Here is a 25368-nt window from a genome sequence, read left to right on the forward strand (position 1 = left end):
CCTCATCCCTCCAATGCCTTCAAAATATCCTTTATCAATAATTCCGGCATCCTATCACGATTGAATTCGTTCAAGCTGATGATGCCGACTTCCTTCCGATATTTAATTGCATCTATTTCAGGGTGACTCTCGACGGGTATCGTTCCTAGTACAATCCGGCGATCACTAATAATCTCATGTACCATGCTTTGAAAAGAGGCAGACAGCATCTGCATAAACCCCATTTCGTCAATGACGATGATTTTCTTGGAGGACAAGGCTTCCCGTAGTTTATGAATAGCAAAATCCTCGAATTTCTCAACATCTACGCCGTACCTGCCAATTCGAATATGGCTGGGACTTTCCACATTTGCAATCTCTACGCTTTCTCCATCGACAGCCACGCATCTGAAACCGCTTCGATCGCCTGCATTCGTTATTTCCTCCGTATAAAAACCGCCGCAAAGATCAGGGCCGACGAGATGTATGAGTTTCTTGATCAGGGTCGTTTTGCCCATCCTCGGCTTCCCCGTGAGTAAAAATGCCGTTTTGGCATTCAGCGGTTTCCCGTCCAATCTGGACAGCAGCTTATACTGAGGCGGGTTCAAATCCCAAGTCTCATAAGGGACCGAACGCTCTGCACGGATGGCGTCCAACGTGCGCGATTGAATGTGGGGCCTTTTTATGTATTCATCCAGGTTGGAATCTACCAAGTCTACGAATTTCGCTTCCACAATTTCTTCCGGTTGAACGGTTATTTCTCCGCTGACGTATTCCGCATGAAAAACGACGGACAACACGTGCAGCCTCTCATTGTAGTAGACTCCTGAAATGCCTAAAGGGCGTATATCCACGCCCGTCTCCTCCAGAAACTCCCGGCTCACGGCTTGATCCAGCGGCTCCCCGGCATCAACGAAGCCTCCGGGCAGTTCCCACGTATCCGAACGCAAATGCGTCCGAACCATCAGCACATGTCCGTCTCTATTCTTCACTAAAGCTGAAACAGCAACCAAATGCTTTGACTGCTCAAACATCGATTAACACCGCCATTTCCATGTTTTATCTATCATTTCAATGACTGATCAAGTGAAGAATTATTTTCCCATCATTATACATTATATTCCGATCTCCAGCATTTTCGCCCTCACTTGCTCAACCCTGCAATCCACATCCGTTCCGTCGTACTTGGGAAGCTTGAGTTCACTGACCATGTTCCCGTCGCGCATAAACATAATGCGCTCCGTCCGGGCCGCCACGTTAGCGTCATGCGTTACAAGCATGACCGCCGTGCCTTCCGCGTTGATTTCGGAGAAAATGTCCATGATTTCCTGCGCCGATTTGGAGTTGAGCGCGCCCGTAGGCTCATCGCCAAAAATGATTCTCGGGCTGTTCATCAGCGCCCGGCAGATTCCAGCACGCTGAAGCTGTCCTCCCGAAACCTGAGTGATATCTCGCTTTTCCAGCTCTGCGATTCCCACCCTGTTCATAAGAGTTCTTGCTTTTTTTGTTATGGATGCAACGTTTTTTCGTTGGTCCCGCATGGATGGAAGAATGATATTATCGAGGATATTGAGGTTTTTCAGCATCGTTGGCTGCTGGAAGACAAACCCCATATGGGTCCTCCGTATATCTGAAAGCTCATTCTCCGAGGCTGCCGATAAATCCTTGCCGTCAAAAAAGACCGTTCCGCCATTCACGCCATCCGTCCCGCTCAATGCAAACATGAACGTTGATTTTCCCGAACCCGAAGGCCCCATAACCGAAACGAACTCGCCCTCGTGAATGTAGGCGGACACGCCGTCCAGAACACGGCGCTGCTCATCACCTTCGCCGAAAGATTTTACGATATCATCACAGATAATCAACTTTTTCATAAGTTACTCCTTCATATGTTCGGATATTTTGATTCGTCCCGCGCCAGAAACGCCGATCACGGTTGCGAAAAGCACCGCGCCGATCATCAACATGGGGCTGAACAGATACGCCGAAAGCGGATCGATCGCAAAATGAAATGTCGACGCTCCAAACGAGGAAATTGCGGCACCTGCAAGCATCTCACCGACCGTGTTGGCCAGAAGCGTTCCAACCATGATGCCGACAATCAGAACAAATACCGAACGCGAGACATACTGCACCCTCATATCCGAGTTCGTAAAGCCAAAGGCTTTCATGACGGCAATCGCATGCCGGTCCTTGGCAACCAGCATTTTCATAAACAGCAAGGTAACGAGAACCGCTATCATCAGCGCAACCGTAACGGCAGCGTTGGAGGCCGTTTTGACGGAGCTAATCGTCGAGCCGAACGTTTGCGATACAAAGTCGTCAACGTCCGAGATCTTTGCATAATCGAACCTCTCCGCATAGGCGGAGACCTTCTCATGGACAAGCGTTTGATCGGATAGCTCAGCGCAGACAATGCTCCACATCGTGTCCGCCGTATCGTCGGTGAATACAGCCTTTGCGGTTTTGCCGCCGTTGGTAATGTCGGAGTAGATTCCGCTTACCGTGAGGGCTTTCGCCTTCCCTTCGATCACCACCGTGATGATATCGCCGACCTTTTTGCCCATCTCATCGGCGTTTATCGCCGAAAGCGCAATCTCGTCTTCTGCGGGTGCTTTGCCCTTGGCATATGCTATAGGGAACACCGTATGGTCCCCAAGCTCGATTTTGATATTTTCCTCCGTCCCGTCTCCCGTTTTGATTTTGAATGTTTTGGTTGTAAGGACGGCTGTCTTTGTAATGGCTGGGTCGTTGTTCATCGTATATAGAATCTCGGCCGTTTTTTCCGACATTTGCTCGGTCTGCTGAATGTCAACCCGCATGTCGTAGCTTCCGATGCCCATATATTGAATAAAGCTTTTGGACGAGATCGTGTTGTGCAGGTTCTGCGGTACGATCATGATAAATGCCGAGATCACGATTACCGTCAGGCTTGTAGCGTAAAGTCTTTTCCTGGCGAGTACGTCTTTCATCCCGAGAAAAACATTGGTGCTAAACAGCCTGTTTCCGCTCAGATTAAAGCTTCCGGCGCCCGTGTTTTTCTCGGGTGAAGTGCCAAAGCGTATCGCTTCTGAAGCCGATATGGTCCGAAAGCGATTCAGAACTCTGCTTACATAGGCGATGATCGTCAGAAAGACAAGCAGTATGCCGATGAGTCCGAACGGCAAGGCATAAGAAGAATGGCTGCTTTCTCCCATATAGAGACGTATGTTCTCAAGAAGCAATCCTTTGAAAGGCACCGAAAGGGCAAAGCCGAGAATACTGCCTGCCGCGGTAATCGCAGCATATTTCGCGAGATAGATCTTTTTCATGTCGGAAACACGCAGCCCTATCGCCTTCATGACGCCGATTTCACGGTAATCGTCTTCAATTTTGGCTAAGAGGGTAAAGCGTATGCACATCAGAGATATCGCTACGACAAGAATGCTAACGAGAAGGATGACGCCGATCATCATCCCGTCGGAAAGGGCGTTCATCATTTGGAACAGCTTATAGGTAACCGTAGGTCCATTCGCTTCAAGACCCGCGGAAGCGTAGTCTGCTTCAAATGCGCCTAGCTCCGACAAATCCCTTAGTCTGAACTCAATCAAATATTCCGTACTGCCCGAGTTTTTGATCTCCGCGTAATCCTTGTCACTGACCAGAAAACGCTTGGAGGCGGAGAGCGTGGAATTCATCTGCGAATCGCGGAGGAATCCGGCAACGGTAAATGCCTTCCCGCTGATCACCGCAGCATCGCCAACCCTTGCCATATTGTCTCTCATATAATTTATGGGAACATATAACTCACCGTCGTCCGCGTGAATGATGTTCCCGTCCAAATCAAGCAGATAATCGAATTTCTTGCTCTGTATGCTGAATCCGTTATCCTGAACGCTATGGGCAAGCGAATGCTCCCCTAACCGAATCCGCGCACCGTCCATGTTGAGAAATTCTGTCACTTGAAAATCTTCGACATTGCCGTGCTGCTCCGCAAAAGCTGCTAGCCGTTCAGTATCGATGTCACCCGAATGCATTTGCATAAAATGCGGGGTTTTGGCTTGCGTCATGAGTGTATGTACCGCTCCGGATAAATTTAAAATGAGCACGGCCGCCAGCGAAACCAGCATCGCTGCTGCCGCAACGAAGATCATGGTCATCAACGTGATCCATTTGCTTTTGGATATATCCCTTCGGATGATTCTGAAATACATAAGGCCCCCCTGTGTTCAAGCATTTTAACCGATGTCTACCATAACAGCTTTCCTAAGATGAAGAGGAGAAAGGTCTGCTTCTCTGCCGTCGCCCCTGCTGATGAACTTTCACGCGCTGATTCATGCTTGGCCGTTTTCATCTCCTCCACCAAACATCCCCATAACGTCCATCAGGCTTCCGCTTTCTGCGCCGAGCAGCCTCTCGACGTTGCAAACAAAGGCCAGAACTCGCTGCCTTCGCTCCTCGTCCGTCATCGTTACCAGATCTTCATCAAAAACGGTATTCGCGTAGATCACTACCATTTCCATGCATTCATACGGGAACGGCGTGCTGAACAGCCCCTGCTCGATGCCTTCGCGGATGATGTCCGTCAGGATCGGCGGAACACCGTTAATAATGACCTTATGTATCTTTTGATGCATGAGCGCATTCTGAGGCTTGTGAATATGCTCCATGATTTCCTTGCTGCTCTCTCCATCGCCGCTTATGTTCAGCGACATCACAACGCGGATGATGCGCTCGATTACCGGTATGCTCTTGTCCAAGGCAATGGCCTGTGCCCGATCCAACAATCGGACGGTATACCGGTCAATCAGCGCATCCATGATATCCTCCTTCGACTTGAAGTGATGATACAAAGTTCCGCGCGCAATGCCGACCTTTTCGAGAATATCGTTGGTACTTGTGCCGTCAAAGCCCTTCTGACCGAAAAGCGTATCCGCTGCGTCAAGGATTTCATTCTTGCGTTCCTCCGCTTTTTTTACGATTCGCATGCTTCCCCCTCCTTTACCAGACCGACTGTCTGTCGGTAATATCATATCATGCCGCTATCCGTTGTCAAGGCCGTTGTTATCTGAAAAAATAAAAAGCGACCCATCCCCTATTAAGGGATGAGCCTTCAAGACGCACATCACGATTTGCCATCTATATCACTCCTTAGCTGGGAATGATATAGTATATTACCAGAGTCATAGAATGGTAAAAGACAGAAACCACCGTTTAATCGTTTGTTTTTCGGATGTACCCGCGATCCAGTTTTTGATTTCAACCAGAGTCCTTAGCTATTCTCTGATACATACTCTTCCCTCAACAGACCATAATGCGCAAGGTCTTCATATTCACCCCATTTTTTTACATGTTGTCTTAACAGTCCTTCATGCTTCATTCCCAGCTTTAACATGACTTTGCCTGATGCAGGATTGTTCCCCAGATGACGTGCAAAAATGCGGTTTAATCGCATCTCTTCAAACGCATATTGTACGATTCCTTTTGCCGCTTCCGTACAATAGCCGTGATTCTTGTATTTTCTCCCTATCCAATATCCAAGCTCACCGTGATCAAAATTTCGATTGCAGCCTATACTGATTGCGCCAATTACGTAATTTTCTTCTTTATGTACAATAGCTAGCTCAAGGGATCGACCTTCATTGAAGTTAGCAAAATGTGACTCTATCCATTGTTCTGCCATCCCATCCTCGTACGGGTGCGGAATATATAACGTTGTTTCTGCAATATACTTATCGCCTGCCAGTTCCTGTACAACTCTTGCATCTTCTAAACTGAACGGCCGTAAAATCAACCTTTCTAATTGGATCGTCGGTAGTTTCTTCATCCATATCTCCCTCTTTCTTTCGGCAATCGAATCGTAAACGTTGTCCCTTGCGAAGGCTTGCTCTCCACTGTGATGGTGCCGTCATGAGCTTGAATCAGCTTGTAAACGATCGCCATTCCCAGTCCGGTGCCCTCAGAGGCAGCATCCGTCGTGGTCCCGCGATAATATTGCTGGAACAGATGCGCTACCGTATCGGCCGGCATGCCTATGCCATTGTCCGTAATGCGGATAGCGGCAAACTCTCCTGCGTCCGTGATCCGGACGAAAATCTCCGTAAACTCCGGATTATGAATAATCGAGTTCATCATGATATTTTGCAGGATGCGCTGCATGTATTTCGCATCAAAATCCACGTGCATGGCAGACGAATCCGTTTGAAAATGCAAAAGGTAGTTGCTTGCCTGCGGATTGTTGCTGATATCGGCTACCACCCTTTTGGTGAACTCGACGATATCCTGATTCGCCTTCTGTAACGGCAGCGCGCCATCAGCCCGGTTGAGCTGCGTAACGAGGCTTAAATCCTGAATCAATTCCTCCATATGCTTCCCTTTATCGTCCATTTCCCGGATGAAAGAGATCGCCTCTTCCTTCGACCATTCGTATTGTTCATTCAATAAGAGAGCCGAATAGCCCTTAATATAGGTTAGAGGTGTTTTCAAATCATGGGATATCCCCGCGATCCATTCCTGTTTGGCCTGTTCGATTTGGGTTCTTTCCGCCTCGTTCGCTTGCAGGACGCTGCCCAAGGACTGAAGATGCTGGAGCACCTCCTGATAGAGGCGGTACCGCATGCGCAGTTTCCCTTTTCGGGTAACGATTTTGGACAAATCGGCCGGTTGCTTGTAATCATCTTTCGAAAGCTGTTGAATCCAGGTCATTATGAATCCGATCGGGCCGCCAAAATACCATCCGAACAGGGCTATACATAGCAGCGTGCTGACTCCGAAGATCGCTCCTACGATAAGCCCTTCGTTATCCTCGCTGAAATGGATACCTAGCATGGGAAGAACACCTTCAAGCAGAATAACAAGGAGAATCCCCGTCCCAAGAATCCACAGAATGAGCCCTGACGCCAAATGTACCGTGAACCGAGTTTTTATTCGCATGCCAGTGCCTCGTTCGGAGGGATGAATTTATATCCGATTCCCCTTAAATTCACGATGATTGCGGGTTTGCGGGTATCATCGCCTATCTTTTTGCGCAGCTTGGAGATATGGATCGTGACCGTTTTTTCTTCCCCGAACACGTCACTCCCCCATACCAGCTCATAAAGCTGAGCCGTCGTGAAGATATGATTGGGATGCTTGCAGAAGAAATGCAGCAGCTCCAGCTCCTTGGCCGTGCAATCTACTGGTTGGCCCTTCACGATTAACGTTGCCGATTCCGGATGAAATGAGAGGTACCCGTAATCGTAGGCCGTGTTTCGTTGAAGTTCGTTCTCCATAATTTTTTGCCTACGAAGAATCGCCTTGATTCGGGCAATGACCTCCAATGGATTAAAGGGCTTTGTTATATAATCGTCCCCGCCGATGCCTAACCCCGTTAACTTATCGAAGTCGGTAGAGCGCGCGCTGATGAAAATGATCGGCGCGTTCGTATGTTTCCGGATCTCCGTGCAGAGTTCAAAGCCGCTTAGATCCGGGAGCATAATATCAAGCAGGATCATGTCATATGATTTTTCTTTGACGCGCTGCAGTGCGCCTTTTCCGGATGAGACCGTGTCAATATGCGTAAAGTTTTCTTTTCGGAGCGTAATCTCCAATAACTTCAAAATACCAATCTCGTCATCGACGGCCAATATGGTTGCAGATTCCATTTGCTATTCTTCCCTCGTTTCAAACTAATCCAGAACATGTAATTCTATCTTACCTTATTTCATCGTTTACGAGCTTACGCTATGTCAAATGTTACGAGTTTTTTCCGCTCCGTTTACTTTATTTTTACTTTCGTTCCTTAAGCTAAATGTAGCACATCAATCAGAGAGCGGGAGGAAATCAGAGTGGAAACCATGATTCAAATCCATCAAGTAAGCAAGGTATACAAGGGTACAGAAACCATTACGAACGTCAGTATGAACGTTAACAGAGGGGAAATTTACGGGTTTTTGGGTCCGAACGGTGCCGGGAAAACCACCATTATGAAAATGATCTTAAACCTGGTCAAACCGTCTTCCGGTGAAATCCGAGTATTCGATCAACCGGTTCTCCCCACATCGGTTCAATACCTAAAGAGAATAGGCAGCATTATTGAATATCCCGTGTTTTACGACCGGCTTACGGCCGAAGCCAACTTGGATCTTCATTGCAGATACGTCGGATATCACAATAAGTCTGCGATTAAGGAAGCGCTGGAGATCGTTGGCCTTCACGGAGTCGGAAAGAAGAAAATCCATGAATTCTCGCTAGGAATGAAGCAGCGGTTAGGGATTGCACGGGCCATTGTGACGAAACCGGACATCCTCATTCTGGATGAACCGATCAACGGACTGGATCCGATCGGAATTAAGGATATTCGGGAGCTCTTACTGCTATTCAAGAAGAACTACGGAACCACCATTCTCATATCGAGCCATATCGTGTCGGAAATCGAATCGGTTGCCGATACGATCGGCATTATTCATCAGGGGCAATTATTAACGGAAGTAAAGATGGCGGACATCCGGGGACAGCATGCCGGGTCGTTAGAGGCGTATTTCATCAATCTCGTTCATGGAGGCAAACGCTATGCTTAAATTGATACAGCTGGAATGGCAAAAGAATAATCTGTCCGGATATTTCAAGGGATTAGCTATTTGCATTGCGGCTATTTTCGCCGCCGTTACGCTGATGGCGCTGGGTTCCAAAGGGGAACACGAGCCCATGAGTTATGCAGATTTCATATCGTTATCAGGTGTTTTGATTCGAATCACCTATATCATATTCTCAAGCGTTCTTCTGTCCCGTTTAGTGATTGACGAATACAAGAGCAGCATGATCCAGGTGTTGTTCACCTACCCGCTGCAGCGAAAAAAAATTATTCAAGCCAAGTTATCGATTGTGTTTGGGTTCTGTTTTTTCAGCATCATCATAACAACGTTCTTGATCCATCTGTTTACGTACTTCTTGAATCCGATGATCGGTTTATTTGACGCGTCTATTCCTGTCGCTGCCATGATGGCCGCTGTTCCGCCCACGGTGCTAAACGCCTTTATGATGGCCGGCATCAGCCTCATTCCGTTATCGTTCGGCATGAGAAAAAAATCGGCGCCTTCCACGATTACTTCGGCTGTCATTATTGGATTCTTGATTAACGCATCGGTGTCCGACGGGGGAAGCTCGTCCAGCTTGTTCCAATTCATCGCCATCCCGATTGTTCTCTGCCTGCTTGGCCTGATCCTTGGCTATCTTGCTTTTAACAAAGTGGATCGAACCGATGTAGCTTAAGAGACATGTAGCATTTGAACGGAGGTACAGCATTGTCTTGGTAGCCGTCAGCGGGTTGGCGATGGGCTGGCATAGGGGAACAAACATTTAATCATGAAGCTTCCTTTGAAGCGAGCCTTATCTTGATATCCATAAGGAAAACGAAACGGACTATTGCCGGCAACCCTAAGCACGGGAAAATTTCCTGAAGCCGCACGGCAATAGCTGTTTTTTCCTTTTGGATGTAACGTTCTCCCCAGACTAAGGTGTTAAAAGCCTAGCGTTAAGGATGCGAAGACTTCTTCGAGTAAACTTCCAATGCCCGTATGACGACTTCTTCATGGATCCCGCTCATCGTATGTATTCGTTCTGCCCATTCCCCGATATCCTTCAGCTGAGGCTCCGCTATTCTGCCTTCCTTGGAACTTAGGTAGCTTTCGTAATCATCGAATTCCCAATGGAGAACCTCCTGATCCGTAAAAATCCTCTTTTCTACAAGCGGATCGCTGAACAGGCGCTGCGTTTTTTGCCCGGCGATGATCAATGCCTCATCGGATACAGGCGTCAAGTCGAATGCTTGACTGCTTTCCTTCCCGTTTGGTCTTCCGTAGGTTACCAAGAGACGGTTCGCTCGGGTGTTCAGTTTAATGCGTGAACCTGGAAAGAAACCATCGACAAATTCTTCCGTATACGCTTCATGACCCGGTTCCAACAAAATGGGCTCAATCCATTGATCTCCAAGATCGCAGAAATATTTATTGCCCTCTTCGTTGACGGCGACCACGGCGACATGCAAATGCTCCGTCAATACTCCATAACAAGGGCGTTTGTTCTGTCTGAATTCATCGATTAACCAAATCGCCAAATCAAAACAATTGCCCGACGTTCCATACAATGCGCGATGCTCTTTCATGACATCCGTTGTTCGTTGTTTGCATTCCGGGTCTATTAAGCTGTGCCAGGCTTTCGTTAAGGTTTCCATCGGAAAATCGTTGAACTTCCTCCATACCTGCATGATATCTTCAGTCGCTCGCATATTCCTTCCTCCCTTTACGGCTTCTGTCATCTATGATACATGTTCGGGCATCCTTCCTATTCTTTCGGATAATAAATTTCCGTCACGCCATTCGGCTGCAAGGTGTCGTTAAAGGTTTCAAATCTTGCCTTGGCAGCATTGACGCCATATTTGCTCCGATGATCGGTTTCGCAGAAATACTGCCAGAATGAACAAATATGTTTCTCCTCGAACCGGAAAACCTCGTATTCCTCTTCCGGAAGATTCAAGGATACCATGCCTTCCGGGATCTCCCCGATACGACTTACCATCAAGGCTACCGTCATCTTCGATCCGTCTTCATGGATTACCATGTACGTATTCGGATCGGCAGTTTGATGCTGTATTTCGTCTCTTCTGGATCTAAGGGTTGCAAACAAGCGCTGTTCGTCCTCATAGGATTGCGGGAGCTCATTCTGAACGCCGATTAACCATCGATTGCCTAAGCGTTCTCTTCGAACCGACCACAGATCTTCCATATGGACTTGGCTGATCTCCGTCATTTCGTATCCCCTTTCAATTTTTATTAACTGTGCATTACAGTTTCCGGATCTTTCGCATGAAGCGGCACAAACCCAAATCAGCACCTGCTCTCCCTTACTACACACCATTATATTCCAAAATCCGCATGACCCCAACAGGAAAAATGGCCCGCTAATAATCGGGGAAAACAGGCCGCTGCACCACCACTCCTAACGAATATAAAAAAGGCCTTGACCGGTATAAACACTGGACAAGACCCTTTTACTAAGCAATTTGTAAACTTATTGGTTGATTTGGCCGCCATCCACGGTATAAATGGATTGCGTTACATAGGACGCATCATCGGACAGCAAGAAAACAGCTACGTTGGCTACCTCTTCCGCTTCTCCGTATCGTCCGAGCGGAACGGCGGCGCCGAATGCTTTTCTTGCACCTTCGGCATCCTCAGGCACCGTATTTTTCTCGATTTGGCGCATCATGCGGGTATTGATCACTCCAGGCGCTACGGCATTCACTCTCACGCCGAACGGAGCAGCTTCTAATGCAACCACTTTCGTCATGCCGATCACGGCATGCTTGGAGCTATTGTATCCGACAAATCCGGGCGAACCGATAAGGCCTGCGCCGGAGGAGGTATTCACGATGCTGCCGTAACCTTGCTTTTTCATGACGGGAACCACGTATTTCAGCCCAAGGAAAGCACCCTTGACGTTGACATTGAAGACCATTTCAAAGGTTTCGGTCGGATAGTCTTCTACATTGGCAGTGATCCCTTCGATCCCCGCATTATTGAAAAAGCCGTCGATTTTACCGAACTTCTCGACCGTTGCATCCACATACGCTTTGACTTCCTCTTCTTTGGCGACATTGGCCTGCAGCGCAATTGCTCTGGAATCGTCCAGGCCCAAATCGGAAATCACTTGTTGGACGGCTTCCAGGTTCAAATCGACCAGCGCAAGCTTGGCCCCCTGTTCCGCCAGTTTTTTGGCGGCTGCCGTTCCGATCCCGCCTGCTGCGCCAGTAATCACGATCACTTTTCCATCAAATTTGCTCATGGTGTATGCCTCCTAGTAAGATGTCATGGTTCTCTGTATGTCTAAAGTTCACCCATTATTGGGCTGTATATCCGCCGTCAACCGTCAAGGTATTACCCGTCATGAACGAGGAGTCATCCGAAGCCATGAACAGAACAGCCTTTGCCATTTCATCGGCTTGTCCCAAACGCTTCATCGGCGTGGCCGCTGCCAGCGCTTGCTTGCTCTCCTCCGGAATGATCGGTGTGTCGATAAAGCCCGGGCACAGCGCATTGATCCGAATATTGTGCTCGGCATACTCCAGTGCCAGGGAACGCGTCAAGTTAATGACTCCTCCTTTAGCGGCGTTATATGCCGCGGAACCGGGCGAGCCGACCCAACCGTACATGGATGCGGTATTAACGATCGTGCCTCCGCCTGCTTTTAACATTTCACGAATAGCTTCCCGGGCGACCAGGAATACGCCGTCCAAGTCCACGTTTACGGTGTTTCGCCACTCGGAGTACTCTAGATCATGCGAAGAATGAACGCGCCCGATGCCGGCGTTGTTAAATACAACACCCACTTTGCCAAAAGCTTCCGTCGCTTGCTTAAAGATATGGGCTACTTCTTCCTCGCTGGTAATATTCGCTTTAACGAACAACGCCTCATGATGAAGCGCCTTCAATTCGGCTTCAAAGGCCTTGCCTTTGTCCTCATTGAGATCGACAAGCACCACTTTGGCTCCTTCTTCAACGAAAAGACGCGCGGTCGCCGCACCGATGCCGGATGCACCACCGGTAATTACAGCAACCTTGTTTTGTAATTTCCCCATCTTGGATACCCCCGTATAATGGATTAAAATAGTACTATATTGATTACAATTAAATTAAGATATTAAATTTAGTACTATTTTGCTTACAATTCAATTGTACTATTCTGTTCACATTTAACAATCATTAACCTGTGATGAAGTGTCGATCTAGTCAACACTTGGAACCAAACTGTCTTTTTGGGGGGCGCTCTTTTCGTGAATCATGAACAACTCGTGACATCGGCACGAAGAAATCGGACGAAAGAACATTTGAAATCCGCCTTTATTCAACTTGTAAAAGAGAAGGGTTATCATGCTGTAACGGTGAAAGAAATCGTGGATAAGGCTGCTTATAACCGCAGCACCTTCTACGTCCATTACCAGGACAAAATCGAATTAGCCGACGATGTGCTGGCTTCCAAACTCCAGGGCTTGGAAGAATCGGTGGGCAAGCCCTACATACCGGGACACAAAGTGTATACGGCGAACCTCAGTGCCCCGTCCTTTAATATCGTGGCCTACATCTACGAGCACCGCGATTTTTTTGAGCTGATCAAATACGAGGATACCTTGCCGGGATTGCATACCGAATTTCCTCAAACGATCGTAAAAATCTATCAGGAACGATTTATATTCGAAACGATTAACCAGATCCCGGTGAACATGGACTACTTCAAGCGGTACACCGCCTACGGCTTTCATGGGTTGATTCTGAACTGGATTCGAAACGATTTCAGGGAATCGCAGGAGGATTTCATAAAAGAGGTCATTGATCTAACGAGGACGCATATTTACTCGGTGGAGTATGTGAACAAAGCGGACGAAACCTAAATAGGCTGCCTCTAGGGCAGCCTATTTCTAATTTGTTATTTGCTGGCGGAGAGAATGAACTTCTCCAGAGCTGCCGTGTCGGTAATGCTGTGATTGCAGCCTTGGCTCTCCAGACAAACATAATGGCTTATGGCAGACAGATTATCCGCCGAAGCACCGGACGGCTTGGTCTTGACCGAGAACAAGGCGAGCTCTTGATGCCGATTGCAGAAGAGGCAGTACCCTTTCTTGTTGGTCGGGGTGATTCTCCCCTCGATCCCGATGAAGCGTCCTTCGAACGGATATACGATAAATAACCTGTTGCTGGCAATATCGACCCAGCCCAAATAGGTTACGTATCGAAAATCGATCGAGGTCAGATCCGGTAATTTCAATTTCTTATTTTTAGGAAATAACTTCTGAATCTGTTTTGGCGTAATCGTCGGAAAAGACTCCAGGTAAGGTTCCAAGTCGTTCAGATATCGCTCGAAATCCTCGGCCTTCTCGAATGTGGAGACTTGGCCCAGCATCCGCTTCTGATCCTCGGTCAGCGATGGAAAGGCATCCATGATGTTGGCAACAGAACTGAACCTGACGGTTTCCAGAACGCGTCGATCCGCAACGGTTCGCAGCGTCTTCAGAAGGAATTCCGATTGTTTTTTAATCACGTTAAACTGGTGGTTTCTAATAAATGTCGTACTCATAGCTTTCAGCCCCTTATTCTTATTCAAAGTTCAATAAGGTGCAAAGCCTGTTATTAGAAACGATAAAGTTAAGTTTGGGCGATCGAATTCATCCTATCGCACCCCACGCAAAGTATCGCCCCAGATCAGGCTTTGCATGAGGACTTCCTAGCTAATGAGCAATTCAGCATTGCCATCGGTGTAACCCCCAATCCCATTTCATACGCAAAATTATATCAGCAAGTTATGGAAGGCGCAATTAGCTGCTGCATCTATTTAATGGTGTCATACAAGTCTACTTCGATATGATTGACATCCCCATGTCCCCATTCATCTGAAATCTCCAGATGCCAGGATCTTAGCAATCTTTCATGTTTATTTTCTTTTATCCAGTTGTGGAGCTCGTCATATGTATTTCTAATTTCATAATTAGGTCCCTTATGTCGTTGGACTGCATATTTTTGTTTCGGAACTACTACAGATACCATACCTTCTGGAACTTCCCTTATGTCATTCACTTCAACACATACCCAGTAACCATCCTCCTCTTCCGTTACATCCTCAACGAAGAATGCCCTGATCAATCTTGCTGGTTGTACAACCCCAGATATCTCATTCAGCCTTTCCTTAAGTACGACAGAAGCCTTTGGAATCTCATGGACATACTGGTCGCCAGGGCATACTACTCTTATTCCTACTAAATTCATTCCATTGAGTTCGACAATCTTCATTTTTGGCATACGCCCCCTTCGGTAAATTTATTTTTTGAATATTGGTTTAGTTAGACTCGAAATCCCTAAAATCAACTCGCCAATCCGTCACGAACGCCGGGTAGTATCCCACTCGGTAAGCCACTCTTTGGGAGGCGATATTGCTAGAGATCACATCATAAGTCGGCACGCGTCCGCGATGTAATACCTCAAACGTTAAACGGTTTACAAGATAAGACGCCAATCCCATTTGGCGAAAGCCAGGGAGTACCTCTATTCCGATTTGCCACATCGCGGCACACACGTTACAAGCCCCTGCCATGCCAACAATCTTGCCATTGTGCTTGGCGATTACGGCCAATACCGTCTGATAAGGACGCCCCGGGTCGGTTACAATGGCATCCTCCAATCCCTCAAGCCCCCTAAGCCTTGAAATCTCATTCTCCTCCACCACTTCATACGAAAACCCGGCCGGTGGCGGCATCGGCTGGATTCTCTCTAGATCCGGGAGAAAATGCAAATAAAGCCCCCTAATAAACGGCAGCGAAAAAATCGTATCCCTGTCTTTCCCTTGCATAAACGTTTTGGCAATCGCCAGCCGTTCCGGCGTAGCCGACACCACAATCGATTTGCCCATCGACAACATTTCGAAATAACGTTCGTTTCTCGGATACGGTCTCCGCCCTGGATTCTCTCTGGCGTCTACATAAATCACGCGGTCTTTTTCCCCGTTTAAGTCATCCACCGTACAATTCAGATCAATCGCCAGCTGGGTCTGCACGATATGTATCATTTCTTTATGCGTCATCATGGTTTTACTCACTTTCCATTCCACTCCTTTGCTCGGAGTACCACTTTCTAAGCTGATTAATATGGGCCTGATGATAACGGTTATGGTCGGCCATATGCCACAAGCCCCAGCGAAGGGTGGCTTGCTTTTCATTCTCGTGTCCGAATGTGACGATGCGTTCCAGATCGGCATCCGTTAACTGCGAGCATGCATCTTTCAGCAAACTGAATACAACTTCATATTTGGATAGGAGCGTGTCCAAAGAGATCCCTCGGACCATCGGCAGCTTGTTATGTTCATCGATCATCGGGCCGTATTCGTCCTTTAACGACGGAGGCAGCGCCTCTCTTTTGATCCGATAAACCCAATTCAGATCAACGTACGTGATATGTTTTATTAATTGAGCGGCGCTATTATAATGGCCACCAGGTCCCTTATAGTCAACTTCCTCTTGCGACATGCCCTCGGATACGGACTTTAGCCGCTCACTGTTCTCTCTGACAGCGCCATATAACATGCCCACGATCGTTGACATATTCCCTTCACCTTGCAAATCATATAGCATCCTAACACAGCCTTTCTTGTAAAAATAAGCAGCATTCCTATACCCTCACGATTCTAGAACTCGACATAGATCGGATGAGTCGCCGGGTTTAAACACATTTCAATTCGCTCCCGGAAGTTCATAAAGTTAACCATCTGCAGTGCTTCTTCGACTGAAAAAAAACCTGTCTCCAAACTCTCTTCGGTTATGATCGGGACTCCTCCAACGGGCTTGGCCAGAAACAATGTATTGCATATACTGTCTTTCACATTATGGAAGATACCGCAAAACTGCATAATTTCGATATCGATCCCCGATTCTTCCTTCGTTTCCCTAATCGCAGCTTGTTCGGGAGATTCTCCGATCTCCACGACGCCCCCAGGCATCTCCCATCCTCGCTGCGGTCCTTTAATGAGCAAAATCTCGTCCTTTTCATTGATTACGATGGCAGCGGCAGAAACAAAATGCTTGGCTGGATTCATTTATTTACTCCCCCTTCTAATATCCAGGTCACGGCTTCATTCAAGTCTGTCGCGATAAAATCGGGATACGCATCTTTCCATTTGCCGAAGAACTCGTGGTTATTATATTTTTCCAGTTCCTTGGCTCCGGCCCCCGTCATCACTAACGCTTTCTTGCAGCCGGCTTCTTTGGCAGCCACCATATCCGTCCACCTGTCCCCTATGACATAACACTTGGCTAAGTCCAGATGATTGTCTTCTGCGGCTTTCAACAGCATCCCTGCGGATGGCTTTCTACATTCACAATCCGCTCCATGCTCATGCCCACAAAGATAAATCTTATCAAAACCAAAGGCTGACAATTCCGACTCGAATTCTCCCATCGTTGCTTCGCCACGAGCAATTCCAGGTTGATTCGTAAACGAACAAATAAGCATCCCAGCGGCTCTGAGAGATTGAATCGAATCCTTTACCTTCGGATAAAGCTCAAATTCACCGGGCAAAACAACCCGATCAGTTCCTCCAAGAGTTCCGTCCCTATCTATAAAAACCGCTTGCCTGACCAGTTTGGACAATGGCTTAGCCCCCTTAATCCATGAGATAACCAGCACTTGTGACGGTTCTAAAAAATTAACACTTGAACAAGTAATAAATTCCAGTTAACATATATTCATCATTTCTAAGGTGGGAAACTTAAATGATGAAGAAAACTATTATTGTTTGTTCTGTTTTATTGTTGGCTCTAAATGTTACGTCTGTTAATGCAGCTGCAAAAGCGAAGTCCTATAAAAACTGTACAGAGCTAAGAAAGGATTATAAAGGCGGAGTTGCCCAATCATCCTCTGCAAAGAACAAAGGTGGTAAAACCAAACACAAGCCTCATGTTTCCAAAGAACTGTATAATGCGAATAAGAAACTTGATCGAGATAAAGATTTAATCGCTTGTGAAAAATAAGTCGTTTATTGGGGATTCCAGGTAACTTCATAAACCTTTATCGAAAGCCAGCCTTAGGTCTATCTCAAACTAAGGCCGGCTCTTTGTTTCGTCTGCTTTCTTTCCATCAGCGCAGACACCTTGTTATAGGATGTCAAAATCCTAAACGATTTTAAAACCGCTGGCTGCCGATGCACCGCTCTTTCTTATTCACTTTCGTCGGTTTCGCTCCAAATGGCGTCTGCGCCATATCCTAAATACTCACGCACCTCTAGAACCTCACTGCCCCGTATCACAATTTCCAGGCCATTTTCAGAATCCCACTCTGCTCCTCCACCCAGGATGGCTCCCATGATCGTTTCGATCATAAGGATTTCGATACATGCCGCTTTCATCTGAAGGATCCTCGACACCAACATTTTTCAACTGAAATCTTTCGGTCACTCTATCTCCTCCTGAATCATCCGTCTATTTTTGATTTTTATATAATGTAAAATACATCAAACGATTCTTTAAATCAGGCTCTTTAGTGAATCCCATCTTCTCTAATAACCTTTGTGATTGAACGTTTTCAATTTCCGTTGTCGCTTCGATACAATCAAGTTTCATCAAATTAAACCCTATCGGAATCAGTTCATGCAGAGCCTCTTGCATGAATCCTTTCCCCCAGTAATCCGGGGATAGATCAAAACCGATCTCAGCTCTTGTTTCTTCTTCGTCCTTTATCCAACAATGAAACCCACATGTTCCAATGAGTTCGTTCTTGTCTTTTCCGAACAGCCCGTACCTGCAGCCCGAATCATGGATATGAAACGTAATAATGTCCAATGCTTCATGTATGTCTTTACATGCTTCGATATCCATAAATTTTGTGACTTCGGGGTAAGAAAAGTGCATGTATATGGATTCAGCATCATCAAGTGTTAATTCTCGAATGAACAGTCTATTGGTTTCAATCATCGGAAATTCTACCATTCGTAATCGCCCTTTGCTTTAAATTAAACCTCATTGAACTTCTCCTAGTTCTTCTATTCTCGACTGCACGGCAAAAAACCTTTTGTCACGGACGTTTTCAGTCACCAATGCAGCGCCCGACAAATGAAGGATTCACTACAGAACGAACAGAGGGAAAGATATGATCGCTCAGGTATGCGGTGAACGAAGGAAAGTTGACTTTTATCCATAACCATACTACGATGTGTAGTATGGGGTGAGATAGGAATGAAGATTAAGAAAATGAATATCGAAGGCGAGGGCCTGAATCGATTTTTCGGACCACTGGAGTCAAGAATTTTGGATATTCTCTGGTCTTCGGAGGCACTGAGTATCAAGGAAGTGCAGTCGATCCTGAATCAGGAGAGCCCGATCTCGATCAATACGGTGATGACCGTCATGAATCGTCTTCTGGATAAAGGCCTGCTGACAAAGGCGATGACGGGAACCGGCCGGACACGGGCAGCCAAGTTCAGTCCGCTGCAGTCGAGGGAGCAATTTCTCACCGAACAGACGAAAGAAGTGTCGCAGGGACTCATTCAAGAATATGGGAGCTTGGTCGTGAACCACATGATCGATGCGCTGGATGATGTCGATCCCGAGGTGATCGCAAAGCTGGAGCGTAAATTAAACGATATCAAACGCGGGAAAAAGCAATGAATCCTACCATACGGCTAAGATGTGCCTACGCGCTGATGATCGTATTCGTAGCTGTTGTCATGGTACATATGGGAATGCTCATTACATACCAGATTCGAAACGGAATGGTTCAAGGCCCCGTACTGAATTACGCCTTAATCGACATTGTCATTGCGTATACCCTTGGTCAGATCATTTGGCGAAGTACCCGGCAGTTGGTTTTATCGCACAAATGGTTAAGGCACTTCCGTGCCAACAGGCACGACAAATTAACCAAGCGGCTCAACTACAAATACCGCGACTGGGGCACGGAAATCATCGTGGTACAGGACGATGCCTTTGTGGCTCTGACGATGGGTCTTCTGCAACCGAAAATTGTCGTTTCCACTACCGTTTTAGCGATGTTTACTGACAAGGAAATAAAGGCCATTTTACTGCATGAACGATATCACTGCCGCAATTACGATGGATTAAAAATGTTTTTTTCGAACTTGCTGGCAGACGCCTTTGGATATTTGCCGATCGTTAAACCGATTCTTCGCTACTATCAGACGTGGCAAGAGCTGTTTGCTGACCGCTACGCCATCCGGCAGATGGGTACGGAGCAGTATTTAGGCAGCGTCTTATTACAATTAGCGAAACTCGGAAAGCTTCAGCGGTATGAGACAGCCGTGCATTTTGCGAATACGACATTGGAGTACCGGGTCATGCAGGTTCTTGAGCCTGATCGAGGAGTCAATGTTCCGTTAGCCCTGCTAAAGCCTTTTCTGAGATCCTGTTCCATTTTGCTGCTCCTCATGTTGGGCGGGGATTCATAATCCCTTTTTTTTGAATAATTACACTACAATATGTAGTTCAATCACAATCGCGTTTAGACGGAAGAATTTTATCAAATAGGAGATGAAACATATGCACAATGAACTCATTCATATCGGACCTCTGACCATTTACGGCTATGGATTGATGATTGCAATCGGAATCCTGATAGCTTACAAGGTTGTTGCTTATAGAGCAGCTTCTAGACAAGTAGAACTATCCCATGTTTCCTCTCTGACTTTTTGGAGCTTATTAGGCGGGTTGGTCGGCGCTAAGCTTTTGTTTTGGATCACTCAAATGAACCATATCATCCAGGATCCCTCGATGGTTCTGAATTTTTCGGAAGGATTCGTGGTGTACGGTGGAATTATCGGGGGGATTGGGGTCGGTTATGCCTATTGTAAGAAGAAAAAGATAAACTTTCTAAAATACCTTGACCTTTTTGTGCCCTCCCTTGCATTAGCGCAGGGCTTTGGAAGAATCGGCTGCCTTCTCGCCGGTTGCTGTTATGGTGAAGAAACGGAGGGGTGGTTTGGAATTACGTTTCACGATTCCGAGCTTGCCCCGAATGATGTCAAACTCATTCCTACGCAAATATTAGAGAGCGTATTCAGCTTTTCTATTTTTTTCTTGCTGATTTATATGGCTAGAAGAAAAAGACCTAACGGCCTAATAGCAGGTCTTTATCTCATACTTTATAGTTTAGGGAGATTTATTATCGAATTTTTCAGAGGCGATATCATCCGAGGCCAGTTCGGTGCTCTCGCTACTTCGCAGTGGATCGCATTAGTCGTTGTTTTGCTCACGTGCATCGTATTCTTAACCCGGACTCAAAAAAAGATGACGACATAGGATAGTGATCATTATATTGGTATCCACTAGTACCCGACAAAAGAGACAGAAGTCCTTAATTGCATTGTGCTGTCTGACTGAGGCAAAGAGAACTCGAAACAGGACTGGGCCCGGCCTTTATCAATGAAAGCCGAGCCCCGAGGGTACCTACTGTTCACTAGCCGAAACTGAATCCCCTGTTCACCTCATGTGTGTATTCTTCGTTCATCCTCGACATTAGCATCAAGCATACTGCTGAGGAACGGCTTCTGCTAATCGGATCGCTTATTCCTCTTCTGGCTGACCTAATGATTGCGCCGTAAACCGGTAAAATGCCATGGCATCCTCCAGTGTGCTAAAGCCAGCTTGGGCAATCTTATCGCTGCCCCCGCCTTTTCCTCGATAATCCGCCAGATGCTGTTTGAAAAAAGCACCGCAAGCAGGTCCGCTCTCCCCTCCTTGGGCGAGAACCACCTTATGGTCCGAGTTGGACGCAAAAAGCACGATAACCTCGGCTTGTTCGGTAAGCTTGGCTGCCAAGTTCTGCATATCCTTCATCGGCTTGTCCGCAAAAACATGTTTGACCAGTCTGCCTTGGCGCTCAGCCAACAGCTTCCCGGCCAGGTAAGCGTCATTCTCGGCCTTCACTGCGTTTAGTTCAGCTTGGAGCTGCTTCTGCTCCTGATCCCATTTGGCAATCCGGTCCAGAATCTCTTCCTTTGCCGTATTGAACCTGGCTGACAGGCTTCCGAGGATCTCCATTCCGGCATTAAATTCTTTCAACGCCCGATACCCGCACTTAAAATAAAGACGCATATGTCCCTTCTGCTTCTCTGCTCTCAGCAGCTTGATCATGCCGATCTCACCCGTTGCCGAGACATGGGTGCCGCCGCATGCGTTATATTCGATACCTTCGATTTCAACGATCCGAATATCGTCGGTTACCTTCGGCTGCTTCACCAGCGGCAGGCCGGCAGCCTGCTCCCGGCTCACAACATAATTCGTTACCTGTCGATTAAGGTAAATCTGGTCGTTGACTTCCAGCTCCAGCATCATCAGCTGATGCTGAGGCAGATCCGATCGGGCGATATCGATGGTGGCATAATCCTGACCCAGGTGGAAGCCGAGCGTCTCCGCCTCGCATACCTGCAGACACATGGCCGACAGCAGGTGCTGACCGCTATGATGCTGCATATGGTCGAACCTTCTGTCCCAATCCAGCCGGCAGGTTACCTCTTCCCTCTCCGGTAAACGTTCGATTTTATGCAGTATCTCTCCGTCCTCCTGAACGACATCAAGAACCGGGATTTTATCGATCCACCCGAGATCACAGGGTTGTCCTCCGCCATGCGGATAAAAGGCCGTCTCTTCCAGTACCAGGTAGGTCCCGTCCTCCCGTTCCAGCTTCTGCGTGATTCGTGTCTCCCACTCCCGGGTATAAGCGGATTCGTAATACAGCTTCTTTGTCATCTTCATGTCCTCACAGTTCCCAAGTTATAAATTCATACTGATATCAGCTTACTATAAAACGGTCCCGCAGCGCCAAATTCCATTCAATAAAAAAAGACCGCCTGCCGGCAATGCCAACAGCACGGTCCTTGAATAAGAGGTTCGGGATTTCATAGATTCCATCCTCTTCCGCAATGTACAAATCATTCCCCATGATGAGTCCGGGACTTGCTGCATGTATTTTATTCTGCGATCATAAAGCTTTCTTCTTCCTCTTTAATAGGCAGATCAGCTACCGTCACCTTCTTTACGGACGCCCGTTTCAATGAACGCATGCAACGGACCAAAAAATCAATTTGTGACGCTTCCCCTTGAAATTCCGCTTCCACACTTCCATCCTGTAAATTTCTCACCCATCCCGTTAAATTCATTCTTCGAGCGATGCAATATATTTCCAAGCGAAATCCTACCTTCTGCACCTTACCGGAAAAAACAGCTTTTTTTCTGACGATGTTGCCCGGTGTGCGTTCAGGTAACTTAACCCGGTTGGCATGCCAAATGACATAGTCATTTCTTAATTTCTTAAGTACGCTCATTTCACCGCAGCCTCCTTATATAAATTGGGATTCCCTTCATTTCAACATCGTGTGTAAACAACATAATTCACTGATGCATCAAACCACTACTTAACGCGCTTGAAAATCTCTTTTAAGTAATGCATAGATGACCGTATCAACAAATTGATTCCTCCAATAAAAGTGCTGCTTCAATGTCCCTTCTTCATTTAATCCCATCTTCTCCAGCAACTTTCTTGATGCCGTATTCTCTGGCTCTACGAATGCTTCAATCCGGTTTAATTCAAGATGGTTAAATCCGAACTCCATGATCTTCTGAATCGCCTCCGTCATGTAACCTTGCCGCCAATATTCTGGTGCCAGCTCATATCCAATCTCAGCTTTATAGTGATGTTTCATCCAACCATGATATCCGCATGTTCCAATGACTCTGCTTTCCGACCGTAAAGTGATTCCCCAACGGATGGCCTGATTGTTTTCAAACCTGTGATTCCATCTACGAATCAGTTCTTCTGCTTGTTCAATATGCGTAAAACTCTCCACATCATAAAATTTCGTAACGGTGTCCATAGAGAAATAATGAAAGATGTCTCTAGAATCCTCTGGTTTAATTTGTCTTAATACCAATCTTTCCGTTTCTAATAGGGGGAATTGAGGCATGTTGTTCTCCTTACATGGTTTGGGTCATTTCTCTAAACGTTTCTGTATCTACAAACTTATGTATTCCAGTTATTAGTATTTCAATGATATGTGTTCTGGTTTTATATGTTATAATTTTCTAGTACAATAATCGGCTATAAGGGCGGTCGGCTAATCTCCCCGAAGGGAGGTGATGCCCATGGAGGTCAAAGATGCTATCTCCTTAATGTTCATGTTCGGCATGTTCATTTTGGCATTGCTCACCTACATGAAAAAGAAATAGACCGCCCTGGCTAAGGTAACGGTCTATTTCTCGACCTAACTAGTGTGGCCGACTGCTCTTTATGCAGTTATTGTACTCTGGAGTCGTGTTCCCGCACGGCTCCTTACTCATTCTTACCTCAGTATAACTCATTTTATAACGGTTTTATAGGATTTTATTAGTTTATTTTTACAGTAGCGTTTCAAATGTATTGTACGCAGCTATCTCACAAAACGTTGTTATCACGAACTCGAGAACTAATATAATAGCTTCACTGCCGGACGAGGGACGAATGTCTCGAATCGTGAATTTGGTGTTAGACAAATTCGTCTTGTTTTTCATACAGAACTTACTCTAATTTAGAAAATTCGTATATATCCCTACCAGTTTGCTTAGAACCTCAACGCTTTCCGAAGCATGATTGGTCTCTAAAGAATGGTTGGCATTAGGAATTTCGATGACCTCTGTGGCCTTGTCGAGTATAATTTGGTTGGCAAGTTCATGATTAAACACTTCATCCTTTGAACCATAAACCACAAGTCCCTTAAACCTGTTGATATAGTGAATGGTGTCTTTAATCGGCGTCAAAAATAGATGTTTTATTGGAATTTCAAGTTTTTCATGAACTTCTCCAGCGACGATTGTGCCTATGCTCTTACTAATAAAAACAATCTCTTTATACTTGCTTATGATTCGTTGAACCGATTCGTGGCACTCTTCTATTACTCTTTGCAGATCATGAATATCCAAATCCGTTCTCGCGGCTTGATATCCATATTCAAGTACCATTAAGTCATAACCGCTTTGAATCGCGGAAGTTCCAGCAAAATGTAGAATGGGCTTATCACAGGGATAGTTTTTTCCAGGAAACAGAACAACCAATTTACTATTGTCCTCATGAAGTTGATAATATTTTTGTTTCATTTCCGTTTTCCAAAACGAGGGCACCGATAAAATCTCTAATTTCATGGTCTCCATCCTCTCCGGCATCAGTTAATTTTTCAGCTAACATCTTATCTCCGCACTTCATCAGTACCTCCATATTACGTGTATTCGCGCTCTTCGTAAATACTCCCAGCCATTGGCAGGATATCTCCTACCTCCGAGGAGGCTTCTGGCCCCTAGGGACCAAATCTTCAAAATCGTTCGATGTACATGTTTCATCCCTTGACCAAGTGGGTAAATGTATAAAACATATTATTGCACCGTTGCAGTTATACGGTCCTACTCAACAAGGACTCGTTGCCTGCAAACGCATTTTGCATATATCCATTTGGGCTGAGAGAAGCAGTGGCGTAGCTGCTTGATTCTCACAGGTATATCAGGATTCATGGATGAAGACACAAATGATCCTTATATACGAATAGGGGCTAAAAGGCTTGGAATACTTCCTTCGGATGGATGTAATAAGGGATTGCACACCGCTTAGAAAGCTAATATGCATATAAAGGTGGAATTTGGGGCATGTAAGTCTATGCCATAACAAAGATTGCCGGCTTAACGTTAATACCCTCAGGGTTTCCTCTTGGTTTTTCTCCACCCCTTGATGATGCGCTTAATCCTATTCCATTTTGATTTCTTTTAGAGCTAACTTGCTTAGCTTCATTTCTGTATCTACATAACGAGGCTGCCGCCTTCCCTACTCAGCAATATACTTTTCCTCAACTCTTTTTTGGGTCCCC

Annotated in this window: 31 protein-coding genes; 8 read left to right on the plus strand and 23 right to left on the minus strand. The window is 46.3% G+C overall.

Annotation, left to right across the window (positions count from 1 at the left end; genetic code table 11):
• Nucleotides 1–2: 2 nt before the first annotated feature.
• The 7 genes from RB297_RS10945 to RB297_RS10975 form a co-directional block, all read right to left on the minus strand.
• Nucleotides 3–1013 (minus strand): nucleoside-triphosphatase, encoded by a 1011-nt coding sequence (locus tag RB297_RS10945; protein ID WP_375120427.1) that lies wholly within the window; start codon nucleotides 1011–1013, stop codon nucleotides 3–5.
• A gap of 81 nt (nucleotides 1014–1094) precedes the next feature.
• Nucleotides 1095–1853: an ABC transporter ATP-binding protein gene (locus RB297_RS10950; RefSeq protein ID WP_375120428.1), complete on the minus strand. Its 759-nt coding sequence runs from the start codon at nucleotides 1851–1853 to the stop codon at nucleotides 1095–1097.
• Between the two features lie 3 nt (nucleotides 1854–1856).
• Complete coding sequence (locus tag RB297_RS10955) at nucleotides 1857–4172, minus strand: ABC transporter permease (protein ID WP_375120429.1); 2316 nt, start codon at nucleotides 4170–4172, stop codon at nucleotides 1857–1859.
• A 120-nt stretch (nucleotides 4173–4292) separates the two neighbouring features.
• Nucleotides 4293–4946, minus strand: a complete 654-nt coding sequence (locus RB297_RS10960; protein WP_375120430.1) for a TetR/AcrR family transcriptional regulator — start codon at nucleotides 4944–4946, stop codon at nucleotides 4293–4295.
• A gap of 284 nt (nucleotides 4947–5230) precedes the next feature.
• Nucleotides 5231–5785 carry a GNAT family N-acetyltransferase gene (locus RB297_RS10965; protein ID WP_213579328.1) on the minus strand — a complete coding sequence of 185 codons (555 nt, stop codon included), beginning with the start codon at nucleotides 5783–5785 and terminating at the stop codon, nucleotides 5231–5233.
• Nucleotides 5782–6891 carry a sensor histidine kinase gene (locus tag RB297_RS10970; protein ID WP_375120431.1) on the minus strand — a complete coding sequence of 370 codons (1110 nt, stop codon included), beginning with the start codon at nucleotides 6889–6891 and terminating at the stop codon, nucleotides 5782–5784. The genes RB297_RS10965 and RB297_RS10970 overlap by 4 nt, the downstream gene beginning before the upstream one ends.
• Complete coding sequence (locus RB297_RS10975; RefSeq protein WP_096775972.1) at nucleotides 6882–7601, minus strand: response regulator transcription factor; 720 nt, start codon at nucleotides 7599–7601, stop codon at nucleotides 6882–6884. Before RB297_RS10975 ends, RB297_RS10970 begins: the two co-directional genes overlap by 10 nt.
• A 192-nt stretch (nucleotides 7602–7793) precedes the next feature.
• Here RB297_RS10975 and RB297_RS10980 point away from each other — a divergent pair, with 192 nt between their 5' ends.
• On the plus strand, nucleotides 7794–8516 hold the full coding sequence (locus RB297_RS10980; protein ID WP_255250658.1) for an ABC transporter ATP-binding protein: 723 nt from the start codon (nucleotides 7794–7796) through the stop codon (nucleotides 8514–8516).
• A complete protein-coding gene (locus RB297_RS10985; protein WP_375120432.1) occupies nucleotides 8509–9207 on the plus strand; it encodes an ABC transporter permease in 699 nt (232 codons plus the stop codon). Before RB297_RS10980 ends, RB297_RS10985 begins: the two co-directional genes overlap by 8 nt.
• 262 nt (nucleotides 9208–9469) lie before the next feature.
• On the opposite strand, the gene RB297_RS10990 is transcribed toward RB297_RS10985, so the two are convergent.
• The 4 genes from RB297_RS10990 to RB297_RS11005 form a co-directional block, all read right to left on the minus strand.
• Nucleotides 9470–10222 (minus strand): hypothetical protein, encoded by a 753-nt coding sequence (locus RB297_RS10990; RefSeq protein ID WP_096775975.1) that lies wholly within the window; start codon nucleotides 10220–10222, stop codon nucleotides 9470–9472.
• A gap of 56 nt (nucleotides 10223–10278) precedes the next feature.
• On the minus strand, nucleotides 10279–10743 hold the full coding sequence (locus tag RB297_RS10995; RefSeq protein WP_096775976.1) for a GyrI-like domain-containing protein: 465 nt from the start codon (nucleotides 10741–10743) through the stop codon (nucleotides 10279–10281).
• Nucleotides 10744–11004: 261 nt separating this feature from the next.
• Nucleotides 11005–11778 (minus strand): SDR family NAD(P)-dependent oxidoreductase, encoded by a 774-nt coding sequence (locus tag RB297_RS11000; protein ID WP_375120433.1) that lies wholly within the window; start codon nucleotides 11776–11778, stop codon nucleotides 11005–11007.
• Nucleotides 11779–11833: 55 nt separating this feature from the next.
• Entirely contained in the window at nucleotides 11834–12571 is a 738-nt protein-coding gene (locus RB297_RS11005) for an SDR family NAD(P)-dependent oxidoreductase (RefSeq protein WP_375120434.1), read from the minus strand.
• Between the two features lie 195 nt (nucleotides 12572–12766).
• On the opposite strand from RB297_RS11005, the gene RB297_RS11010 reads away from it, so the two are divergent.
• Entirely contained in the window at nucleotides 12767–13381 is a 615-nt protein-coding gene (locus RB297_RS11010; RefSeq protein ID WP_375120435.1) for a TetR/AcrR family transcriptional regulator, read from the plus strand.
• Between the two features lie 35 nt (nucleotides 13382–13416).
• On the opposite strand, the gene RB297_RS11015 is transcribed toward RB297_RS11010, so the two are convergent.
• The 6 genes from RB297_RS11015 to RB297_RS11040 all read right to left on the minus strand — a co-directional run bounded on the left by RB297_RS11015 (nucleotide 13417) and on the right by RB297_RS11040 (nucleotide 17123).
• On the minus strand, nucleotides 13417–14064 hold the full coding sequence (locus RB297_RS11015; RefSeq protein ID WP_096775980.1) for a FusB/FusC family EF-G-binding protein: 648 nt from the start codon (nucleotides 14062–14064) through the stop codon (nucleotides 13417–13419).
• A gap of 251 nt (nucleotides 14065–14315) precedes the next feature.
• The gene (locus tag RB297_RS11020; RefSeq protein WP_375120436.1) at nucleotides 14316–14774 is read right to left on the minus strand and encodes a GyrI-like domain-containing protein; all 459 of its coding nucleotides are present in this window, start codon (nucleotides 14772–14774) and stop codon (nucleotides 14316–14318) included.
• Nucleotides 14775–14820: 46 nt separating this feature from the next.
• Complete coding sequence (locus tag RB297_RS11025) at nucleotides 14821–15576, minus strand: GNAT family N-acetyltransferase (RefSeq protein ID WP_375120437.1); 756 nt, start codon at nucleotides 15574–15576, stop codon at nucleotides 14821–14823.
• Complete coding sequence (locus tag RB297_RS11030) at nucleotides 15569–16108, minus strand: DinB family protein (RefSeq protein ID WP_375120438.1); 540 nt, start codon at nucleotides 16106–16108, stop codon at nucleotides 15569–15571. Before RB297_RS11030 ends, RB297_RS11025 begins: the two co-directional genes overlap by 8 nt.
• A gap of 53 nt (nucleotides 16109–16161) precedes the next feature.
• On the minus strand, nucleotides 16162–16569 hold the full coding sequence (locus tag RB297_RS11035; protein ID WP_375120439.1) for an NUDIX hydrolase: 408 nt from the start codon (nucleotides 16567–16569) through the stop codon (nucleotides 16162–16164).
• Complete coding sequence (locus tag RB297_RS11040; RefSeq protein WP_375120440.1) at nucleotides 16566–17123, minus strand: HAD-IIIA family hydrolase; 558 nt, start codon at nucleotides 17121–17123, stop codon at nucleotides 16566–16568. Before RB297_RS11040 ends, RB297_RS11035 begins: the two co-directional genes overlap by 4 nt.
• Before the next feature lie 125 nt (nucleotides 17124–17248).
• On the opposite strand from RB297_RS11040, the gene RB297_RS11045 reads away from it, so the two are divergent.
• The gene (locus tag RB297_RS11045; RefSeq protein ID WP_036671161.1) at nucleotides 17249–17503 is read left to right on the plus strand and encodes an excalibur calcium-binding domain-containing protein; all 255 of its coding nucleotides are present in this window, start codon (nucleotides 17249–17251) and stop codon (nucleotides 17501–17503) included.
• Nucleotides 17504–17688: 185 nt separating this feature from the next.
• On the opposite strand, the gene RB297_RS11050 is transcribed toward RB297_RS11045, so the two are convergent.
• Both RB297_RS11050 and RB297_RS11055 read right to left on the minus strand, forming a co-directional pair.
• Entirely contained in the window at nucleotides 17689–17877 is a 189-nt protein-coding gene (locus tag RB297_RS11050) for a hypothetical protein (RefSeq protein WP_375120441.1), read from the minus strand.
• A gap of 73 nt (nucleotides 17878–17950) precedes the next feature.
• A complete protein-coding gene (locus tag RB297_RS11055; RefSeq protein ID WP_375120442.1) occupies nucleotides 17951–18457 on the minus strand; it encodes a GNAT family N-acetyltransferase in 507 nt (168 codons plus the stop codon).
• Nucleotides 18458–18703: 246 nt separating this feature from the next.
• Between RB297_RS11055 and RB297_RS11060 the strand changes: the two genes are divergently transcribed.
• The 3 genes from RB297_RS11060 (at nucleotide 18704) to RB297_RS11070 (ending at nucleotide 20782) form a co-directional block, all read left to right on the plus strand.
• Nucleotides 18704–19135: a BlaI/MecI/CopY family transcriptional regulator gene (locus tag RB297_RS11060; RefSeq protein WP_375120443.1), complete on the plus strand. Its 432-nt coding sequence runs from the start codon at nucleotides 18704–18706 to the stop codon at nucleotides 19133–19135.
• Complete coding sequence (locus RB297_RS11065) at nucleotides 19132–19932, plus strand: M56 family metallopeptidase (RefSeq protein WP_375120444.1); 801 nt, start codon at nucleotides 19132–19134, stop codon at nucleotides 19930–19932. Before RB297_RS11060 ends, RB297_RS11065 begins: the two co-directional genes overlap by 4 nt.
• 91 nt (nucleotides 19933–20023) lie before the next feature.
• A complete protein-coding gene (locus RB297_RS11070; RefSeq protein WP_375120445.1) occupies nucleotides 20024–20782 on the plus strand; it encodes a prolipoprotein diacylglyceryl transferase in 759 nt (252 codons plus the stop codon).
• 264 nt (nucleotides 20783–21046) lie between these two features.
• On the opposite strand, the gene RB297_RS11075 is transcribed toward RB297_RS11070, so the two are convergent.
• The 3 genes from RB297_RS11075 to RB297_RS11085 form a co-directional block, all read right to left on the minus strand.
• Nucleotides 21047–22231: an alanyl-tRNA editing protein gene (locus RB297_RS11075; protein ID WP_375120446.1), complete on the minus strand. Its 1185-nt coding sequence runs from the start codon at nucleotides 22229–22231 to the stop codon at nucleotides 21047–21049.
• A gap of 221 nt (nucleotides 22232–22452) precedes the next feature.
• The gene (locus RB297_RS11080) at nucleotides 22453–22806 is read right to left on the minus strand and encodes an acylphosphatase (protein ID WP_051425392.1); all 354 of its coding nucleotides are present in this window, start codon (nucleotides 22804–22806) and stop codon (nucleotides 22453–22455) included.
• Between the two features lie 90 nt (nucleotides 22807–22896).
• Nucleotides 22897–23445 carry a GNAT family N-acetyltransferase gene (locus tag RB297_RS11085; RefSeq protein WP_096775990.1) on the minus strand — a complete coding sequence of 183 codons (549 nt, stop codon included), beginning with the start codon at nucleotides 23443–23445 and terminating at the stop codon, nucleotides 22897–22899.
• Between the two features lie 178 nt (nucleotides 23446–23623).
• Here RB297_RS11085 and RB297_RS11090 point away from each other — a divergent pair, with 178 nt between their 5' ends.
• Nucleotides 23624–23707, plus strand: a complete 84-nt coding sequence (locus tag RB297_RS11090; RefSeq protein ID WP_222125850.1) for a putative holin-like toxin — start codon at nucleotides 23624–23626, stop codon at nucleotides 23705–23707.
• Between the two features lie 333 nt (nucleotides 23708–24040).
• On the opposite strand, the gene RB297_RS11095 is transcribed toward RB297_RS11090, so the two are convergent.
• Nucleotides 24041–24655, minus strand: coding sequence for an alpha/beta hydrolase (locus RB297_RS11095; protein WP_375120447.1), 615 nt, complete (start codon nucleotides 24653–24655; stop codon nucleotides 24041–24043).
• Nucleotides 24656–25368 lie beyond the last annotated feature (713 nt).

It is taken from the genome of Paenibacillus sp. CR_12 (assembly GCF_041953985.1).
Taxonomy (GTDB): Bacteria; Bacillota; Bacilli; order Paenibacillales; family Paenibacillaceae; genus Paenibacillus_AQ; species Paenibacillus_AQ lautus_A.

Excerpts from the sequence above, each read along its gene's own strand:
- RB297_RS10945 (WP_375120427.1), bottom strand. The coding sequence starts at position 1,013 with ATGTTTGAGCAGTCAAAGCATTTGGTTGCTGTTTCAGCTTTAGTGAAG.
- RB297_RS10950 (WP_375120428.1), bottom strand. The coding sequence starts at position 1,853 with ATGAAAAAGTTGATTATCTGTGATGATATCGTAAAATCTTTCGGCGAA.
- RB297_RS10955 (WP_375120429.1), bottom strand. The coding sequence starts at position 4,172 with ATGTATTTCAGAATCATCCGAAGGGATATATCCAAAAGCAAATGGATC.
- RB297_RS10960 (WP_375120430.1), bottom strand. The coding sequence starts at position 4,946 with ATGCGAATCGTAAAAAAAGCGGAGGAACGCAAGAATGAAATCCTTGAC.
- RB297_RS10965 (WP_213579328.1), bottom strand. The coding sequence starts at position 5,785 with ATGAAGAAACTACCGACGATCCAATTAGAAAGGTTGATTTTACGGCCG.
- RB297_RS10970 (WP_375120431.1), bottom strand. The coding sequence starts at position 6,891 with ATGCGAATAAAAACTCGGTTCACGGTACATTTGGCGTCAGGGCTCATT.
- RB297_RS10975 (WP_096775972.1), bottom strand. The coding sequence starts at position 7,601 with ATGGAATCTGCAACCATATTGGCCGTCGATGACGAGATTGGTATTTTG.
- RB297_RS10980 (WP_255250658.1), top strand. The coding sequence starts at position 7,794 with ATGATTCAAATCCATCAAGTAAGCAAGGTATACAAGGGTACAGAAACC.
- RB297_RS10985 (WP_375120432.1), top strand. The coding sequence starts at position 8,509 with ATGCTTAAATTGATACAGCTGGAATGGCAAAAGAATAATCTGTCCGGA.
- RB297_RS10990 (WP_096775975.1), bottom strand. The coding sequence starts at position 10,222 with ATGCGAGCGACTGAAGATATCATGCAGGTATGGAGGAAGTTCAACGAT.
- RB297_RS10995 (WP_096775976.1), bottom strand. The coding sequence starts at position 10,743 with ATGACGGAGATCAGCCAAGTCCATATGGAAGATCTGTGGTCGGTTCGA.
- RB297_RS11000 (WP_375120433.1), bottom strand. The coding sequence starts at position 11,778 with ATGAGCAAATTTGATGGAAAAGTGATCGTGATTACTGGCGCAGCAGGC.
- RB297_RS11005 (WP_375120434.1), bottom strand. The coding sequence starts at position 12,571 with ATGGGGAAATTACAAAACAAGGTTGCTGTAATTACCGGTGGTGCATCC.
- RB297_RS11015 (WP_096775980.1), bottom strand. The coding sequence starts at position 14,064 with ATGAGTACGACATTTATTAGAAACCACCAGTTTAACGTGATTAAAAAA.
- RB297_RS11020 (WP_375120436.1), bottom strand. The coding sequence starts at position 14,774 with ATGAAGATTGTCGAACTCAATGGAATGAATTTAGTAGGAATAAGAGTA.
- RB297_RS11030 (WP_375120438.1), bottom strand. The coding sequence starts at position 16,108 with ATGCTATATGATTTGCAAGGTGAAGGGAATATGTCAACGATCGTGGGC.
- RB297_RS11035 (WP_375120439.1), bottom strand. The coding sequence starts at position 16,569 with ATGAATCCAGCCAAGCATTTTGTTTCTGCCGCTGCCATCGTAATCAAT.
- RB297_RS11045 (WP_036671161.1), top strand. The coding sequence starts at position 17,249 with ATGAAGAAAACTATTATTGTTTGTTCTGTTTTATTGTTGGCTCTAAAT.
- RB297_RS11050 (WP_375120441.1), bottom strand. The coding sequence starts at position 17,877 with ATGAAAGCGGCATGTATCGAAATCCTTATGATCGAAACGATCATGGGA.
- RB297_RS11055 (WP_375120442.1), bottom strand. The coding sequence starts at position 18,457 with ATGGTAGAATTTCCGATGATTGAAACCAATAGACTGTTCATTCGAGAA.
- RB297_RS11060 (WP_375120443.1), top strand. The coding sequence starts at position 18,704 with ATGAAGATTAAGAAAATGAATATCGAAGGCGAGGGCCTGAATCGATTT.
- RB297_RS11065 (WP_375120444.1), top strand. The coding sequence starts at position 19,132 with ATGAATCCTACCATACGGCTAAGATGTGCCTACGCGCTGATGATCGTA.
- RB297_RS11070 (WP_375120445.1), top strand. The coding sequence starts at position 20,024 with ATGCACAATGAACTCATTCATATCGGACCTCTGACCATTTACGGCTAT.
- RB297_RS11075 (WP_375120446.1), bottom strand. The coding sequence starts at position 22,231 with ATGACAAAGAAGCTGTATTACGAATCCGCTTATACCCGGGAGTGGGAG.
- RB297_RS11080 (WP_051425392.1), bottom strand. The coding sequence starts at position 22,806 with ATGAGCGTACTTAAGAAATTAAGAAATGACTATGTCATTTGGCATGCC.
- RB297_RS11085 (WP_096775990.1), bottom strand. The coding sequence starts at position 23,445 with ATGCCTCAATTCCCCCTATTAGAAACGGAAAGATTGGTATTAAGACAA.
- RB297_RS11090 (WP_222125850.1), top strand. The coding sequence starts at position 23,624 with ATGGAGGTCAAAGATGCTATCTCCTTAATGTTCATGTTCGGCATGTTC.
- RB297_RS11095 (WP_375120447.1), bottom strand. The coding sequence starts at position 24,655 with ATGAAATTAGAGATTTTATCGGTGCCCTCGTTTTGGAAAACGGAAATG.